This window comes from Fluviicola sp. (assembly GCF_030151805.1).
Lineage (GTDB): Bacteria > Bacteroidota > Bacteroidia > Flavobacteriales_D > Crocinitomicaceae > Fluviicola.
On sequence record NZ_JASLCN010000262.1, the window covers coordinates 1 to 5,453 of the forward strand.

A 5,453-nucleotide genomic window follows, 5' to 3' on the forward strand; every position below is an offset into this window, starting at 1 on the left:
TGCTGCATTGTCTAAATATACTCGCATTGACTTTTTTTATTACAAATTTAATAGATTCGGATGAAGAAACACGTTAATATTTGCCGAGTAAAAACCGAAATGTTTCCTTTCCTTGAGGTGCTAACAGTAAGTTTGACATCAGCAGGTGCGTTCGTTCGGTCCGCTTCTCTGTTGATTTAGCCGTGTCGACATGGTTTAAAATATAGCGCTTCATTCCGGGAGTAAGTGCATCGAAACGCATTTTAGCTTCGGGAACCTGATCCCAGTATTCGATGATTTCTTCCGCAACGGGAACACCAAATTCGGATTCGTCCTTTTCCAACTGAACACGAACCGAATCACCCAGGGTTTTGCCTAGTTTCTTTAAGCGGTTTTGCTGCACGGTGATTAATCCGCTTCCTTCACCAAGTGCCAAAACTCCTGCTTGCCACTGAATTTTGGAATCCAGAGTGATGAGCAGGCGCTGATTAAAATCGCCTTTTTCTTTTCTACCCGGAAGTTGGGCTAAAATATCCGGAGTGAGTTCTACAAACCAGTAATTCAACCAGTCGAGGGATTGGATACTTGTTTCAAATTCAACCATGGAATTTCATTTATGGCAAAGATAGGAGAATGACTTGAAAATTCGAATCTTAAAAACTATGTGACCTAGTGTGGTTTTAACACATAGGCCACATAGAAAACACAGGGAATAATCAATGAGGAAAGCGAGACAGCTAACTATTCAACCGTGAATCCATTCTTTTGTGCGGTAGTAACTAAGGATTCAATAATTGCAGAGCCAAAATCTTTCTGAGTTCCCGATTCGCTGATTTTTTTGAGTTCAGCTTCGATATAGGCCTCCCGTTTTTTAGACAGATCGCTGATATTGTTTTGATACCTGATCCGTTCAGCCTTTTTGTGTTCGATGTATTTGATTTGTTCTTCTTTCGATTTTCCTTTCAGTTGCTGAGGCAAGTCTTGTTCGCGGATACTGTCCAGTTTCACATTTCCCTGGTCAAGACCGTCGACTAAATCCCAGGAAGCATTTTTGTAATTGGAGTTCGATTTTGCAGCAGCTCGTTCCGACATGACGGCAACTCCCTGGATTTTTGCATTGTTGTCTTCTTCCGCTTGTTTGCTAAAACGCTGAGTTCCCGCCGAACCGTAACCCACATAGGTTTTGTTCAGGGAATCGTTTTCGGTAATGATTTGCTGATCGTAAGGTGTTTTGATCTGTGGAACTTTTTGGTCGGAATCAATGTTGAAATACGTTCCCTGAGAGAAAAGAGAACCGTCGTACCAAAGTTCACGAACTCCCTGGTCGTAAGGCCCGCAATAAATCGTATTCACGACAATGTTTTTTGTTGCAGCCATTTTCAGGATTTTCTTGTAATCGATCGGTCCCTGATTGAAAGGTTCATTTCCCGCAATGTAAATCATGCGCAGATCGGAAGGTTTTTTGGACCAATTCAGATCATTCACAGATGATTCGATTACGGCCGCACAATATTCCTCACCACCATTGGTTCTCAGGGAGAATAATTGCCCGGAAATGGAATCCAGATCGGCGATCAGATCTGTTCTTTTCCGAATCCAGTTGGGAGTTTTGATTTCATCGTTACCGTAATCGTAAAGTGCAATTTCCAATTGAGGGGCTTTTCCTTTTTCGGTCATTTTGGAAGCCGTATTCACGATTTTCCAGATAGTAGATTTCGCCTGGTCGATCAAGCCGTCCATACTTCCGGAGGTGTCAAACAAAATGGCAATCTGGATTTTGCGCAGTTCATCACTCGGGTGAGTCTGAGAAAAGGAGAAGGAGCTAATACAAGTAGCTAACAATAAGAACGTTGTTTTCATGGTTGCTGTTTTTTGTTGTTACAGCCTGAATGAAAAAACGTTCAGAACATGTTTAATTCTCTACTTTTTTGCGTTGTGTGCGTAATTCCGTAAGTAATGGCTCCAAATCCGGAAATGCTGTTCCATATTCGATTGTGACGCGTTTTGTACCTTTCATTGTTCTGATTTCAATGTATTCGGAACCACCGTCTGCACAATCCGGGCAGCCGTAGCTTTCTTTCATGTTGTTGAATTTCTTCAGATCCAGCGGATCAACCAGTTTGGACCAATCTTTTGATGAGTTGCCAAATTCCTCCGTTTTTACCGGAGTAGCCGTTGAGTCAACACCCGATTGAGAATAAATCACCTTGTCTTCAGTGAAAATTACTTCTTTTCTGCAATATCCTCTGCAATGTCCGAAATTGGTTCCGTGAGTGATGCTGATAATGGTATCATCAGAAACAACTTTTTTGGGTGTTTCACACGCAGTGAAAACAGATAGCAGAACAGCAAGGAAGATCAATAATTTCATAGCACTCAGATTTTTGGTGAAAGTAGCAAGAATTTTGCCAGGGTTGTAATTGCAGGAAAATTATGCCTTCTCTTTTCAATTTTTGAATTTTCCATTTTCAATTACCTGCTTTAGCAAGTGCATCGTCCCATTCCAATAAAATTCCCAATGCTTATAAATCGACTCGGTGGGGAAGTTTTTTGCCCCGATGGTTAATTCCGTTTGTCCATCCGATTCGTTCAGTTGAAAAGTAATGATCGTGTAATTTTCCGCTTCGTCAGGCAAATTTGAAAGTGAACTCAAATGACTGTACTGAAAAATGATTTCTGGTTCCCATTGCAGAATTTCCCCCTTGTTTTCAAATGGTGTATGATGAAATCCTTTTACGATAAACGGACCGCCCACTTTCCAATCTGTCAGGATCTCGATGTCCATTTCCATTTCACCCATCCATTGCTGCATAAGCCCGGGAATTGTCAAATACTCCCAAACTTTTGATACTGAATTATTGATCAAAATACTTTTTTTGATCTGCTGCGGATACTCTAAAAATTCGGAATTCGTCATTTGTAACTCGTAATTATTGTTTCTGGTGATCATAACTCAAGCTCTTGTTCAGTTTCCAAACTCCGTTTTCCAGGATCCAGACATGCGTAAACTTCGCCGTGCTTGCAAATCGTTCTTCCTTGCCGCTCATGGTTTCATAAAAACGATGTTCGCCATATTGAATTGCTCCGTACAATTTCCCGTTTTCATACAGCGGAAAAACCTTTGTGCTTCCCGGAATTAATTCCCTGCGGGATTGATACGTTTCTGGCGATTTACACAAACCGGTTTTCAGGTCGCTCAAAAACTTTGTCTTATCCGAAATTCCTCCGATATCGTGAAAGAATTCGAATTTGTCACTCAACAAAGCGTCAAATTGAGTCACATTACAGGTATTGAATCCGACCTGGAAAAGCAAACTGTCTTTGGAAAGAATGGTTTGATACAGTTCAGAATTGACATCGACCTGTGCGGAAACAAAGAAAGATGTCAGGATGAGGTAAAAGCCGAAGATGTATTTCATTGTTTTGGGTTTATAGTGGAAAATTACAACTATTCCTTTTTACAGTTCCTGTTTTTAATTCAGCATTCGTATCCGGATAATTATCGGGACGTAATTCATATCTTTGCAGTATGTTCGTCGAGTCCCTTTCTTTAGTCAATTTCCGGAATCACAGCGAGGCCGAATTTCAGTTTGAAAGCGGGGTGAATTGCATTGTGGGGAAAAACGGTTCGGGAAAAACGAATGTGTTGGATGCGGTGCATTACCTGAGTATGTGCCGTTCCTATCTCAATCCGATGGATAAGCAGAATATCCGCTTCAATGAGCAGTTTTTTGTGATTCAGGGTTGCTGGATGAAGGATGAACAACCGTTTAATCTTTACTGTGGTGTGAAATCCGGTTCGAAGAAGGTTTTCAAGAAGAACAAGAAAGAATATGAGCGCCTGGCAGATCATATCGGGCATTTTCCGGTAGTGATGATTTCTCCTTACGACACGGATTTGATTTCGGAAGGAAGCGAAGTACGCAGAAAATGGATGGACGGCATTATTTCGCAATTCGACCACGAATATCTGGCAGATTTACAGCGTTACAACAAAGTGTTGGATCAGCGGAATGCCTTGTTGAAACTGCAATTCGAAAACGGATTCTTTGAGCGCGAGTCGATCGAAATCTGGGACGAACAATTGATTCGTTACGGAACGGCCATTCACCGCAAACGCGTTTCGTTCATCGAAGCATTTATTCCCTTGTTTCAGCATTATTACAAGTGGATTTCGCAGGAACAGGAAGCTGTTTCGCTGAGTTATGAATCGAAATTGACAGAGGTGGATTTCAGAGCTTTGCTGGAACAGGCATATCCGAAAGACATGCGGGTGCATTATACTTCTGTGGGAGTTCACAAAGACGATATTACGTTTTTACTGGAAGGTTTACCGATTAAACGTTTTGGTTCCCAGGGACAGCAGAAAAGTTTCTTAATCGCCTTGCGTTTAGCACAATTTGATTGGTTGAAAGAGCGATTGAAACAAGTTCCGATTTTGTTGCTGGATGATATCTTCGACAAATTGGATAATTTGCGTGTGGCTCAGCTGATGGCTTTGGTCTCCAGGAATACGTTCGGGCAGGTTTTGGTAACAGATACGGACGAGCAACGCGTTTCCGGTATTTTTGAAAGCATACAGGTAAAACCTAAAATGATATTATTTAATTCTGAATTGGTATGAGTGAATGGGATGAACGCAAGCGATCCGGGAATGCGCAGCCGATGAAAGAATTGGTGGATAAATTAATGAGTGCTTACCAGCTGAAAGGAAAAATGACCGAAATGGACATTTTGAACCGCTGGGAGGAAATGATGGGCAAAGCGGTTGCTACGAGAACGACGAATCTTCAGATCCGTTCCGGAGTTTTGATCGTTGCTTTGAACTCTTCTGTAATGCGCGATGAATTGCTGCACGGGAAACAAATCATTATTGAGCGGGTGAATCAGACTGCGGGGAAGAAGATCATTCATGATGTGTGGTTTGAGTAACTTGAAAATTGAAAAGTGAGAATTGAAAAGTATTGTTCTACCCAAGTGGCTGTACTATCTCTCGCATAATATCGAAAAGCAGTGCCTTCTATTCTTCTCAATTTTACATTCTCCATTTTCGATTCCCTATTTCAATTCGTAATTCGGCATTCCTAATTCGTAATTGATTAAATTTGTTAGATAAAATAATCGCTCATGTCTGTGCATAAAAATGTAAAGCGCGTCACAACGAACGTTTTACAAGAAATGAAAAACTCGGGAGCAAAGATTTCGATGCTTACCGGGTACGATTTTTCAATGGCTAGAATCATTGATTCTGCCGGAATCGATATTATTTTGGTGGGTGATTCCGCGTCCAATGTGATGGCGGGGCACGAAACAACACTTCCCATTACATTAGACCAAATGATTTATCACGCTGCATCTGTTGTAAGAGCCGTGGAAAGGGCATTGGTGGTAGTTGATATGCCTTTCGGGTCGTATCAGGGAAATTCCAAAGAAGCGTTGTCCAATGCAATCCGGATCATGAAAGAATCGGGTGG

At 41.5% G+C, this 5,453-nt stretch carries 8 protein-coding genes; 3 read left to right on the plus strand and 5 right to left on the minus strand.

The features are described 5' to 3' along the window. Window positions 1–73: 73 nt before the first annotated feature. From Q1V93_RS09970 to Q1V93_RS09990, 5 genes are all read right to left on the minus strand, one after another. The gene (locus tag Q1V93_RS09970) at window positions 74–583 is read right to left on the minus strand and encodes a YdeI/OmpD-associated family protein (protein ID WP_300664276.1); all 510 of its coding nucleotides are present in this window, start codon (window positions 581–583) and stop codon (window positions 74–76) included. 137 nt (window positions 584–720) lie between these two features. Beyond that, window positions 721–1,839 (minus strand): vWA domain-containing protein, encoded by a 1,119-nt coding sequence (locus tag Q1V93_RS09975; RefSeq protein ID WP_300664277.1) that lies wholly within the window; start codon window positions 1,837–1,839, stop codon window positions 721–723. A gap of 52 nt (window positions 1,840–1,891) precedes the next feature. Further along, complete coding sequence (locus tag Q1V93_RS09980) at window positions 1,892–2,350, minus strand: hypothetical protein (RefSeq protein WP_300664279.1); 459 nt, start codon at window positions 2,348–2,350, stop codon at window positions 1,892–1,894. 75 nt (window positions 2,351–2,425) lie between these two features. After that, on the minus strand, window positions 2,426–2,929 hold the full coding sequence (locus tag Q1V93_RS09985; protein WP_300664281.1) for an SRPBCC domain-containing protein: 504 nt from the start codon (window positions 2,927–2,929) through the stop codon (window positions 2,426–2,428). Next, complete coding sequence (locus Q1V93_RS09990; protein WP_300664283.1) at window positions 2,910–3,398, minus strand: nuclear transport factor 2 family protein; 489 nt, start codon at window positions 3,396–3,398, stop codon at window positions 2,910–2,912. Before Q1V93_RS09990 ends, Q1V93_RS09985 begins: the two co-directional genes overlap by 20 nt. A 110-nt stretch (window positions 3,399–3,508) precedes the next feature. On the opposite strand from Q1V93_RS09990, the gene Q1V93_RS09995 reads away from it, so the two are divergent. From Q1V93_RS09995 to Q1V93_RS10005, 3 genes are all read left to right on the plus strand, one after another. Further along, window positions 3,509–4,603, plus strand: coding sequence for a DNA replication/repair protein RecF (locus Q1V93_RS09995; protein ID WP_300664285.1), 1,095 nt, complete (start codon window positions 3,509–3,511; stop codon window positions 4,601–4,603). Beyond that, on the plus strand, window positions 4,600–4,911 hold the full coding sequence (locus Q1V93_RS10000; protein WP_300664287.1) for a DUF721 domain-containing protein: 312 nt from the start codon (window positions 4,600–4,602) through the stop codon (window positions 4,909–4,911). The genes Q1V93_RS09995 and Q1V93_RS10000 overlap by 4 nt, the downstream gene beginning before the upstream one ends. Window positions 4,912–5,106: 195 nt before the next feature. Beyond that, window positions 5,107–5,453, plus strand: a 347-nt coding sequence (locus Q1V93_RS10005; protein WP_300664289.1) for a 3-methyl-2-oxobutanoate hydroxymethyltransferase, incomplete at its 3' end; no start/stop codon positions are given.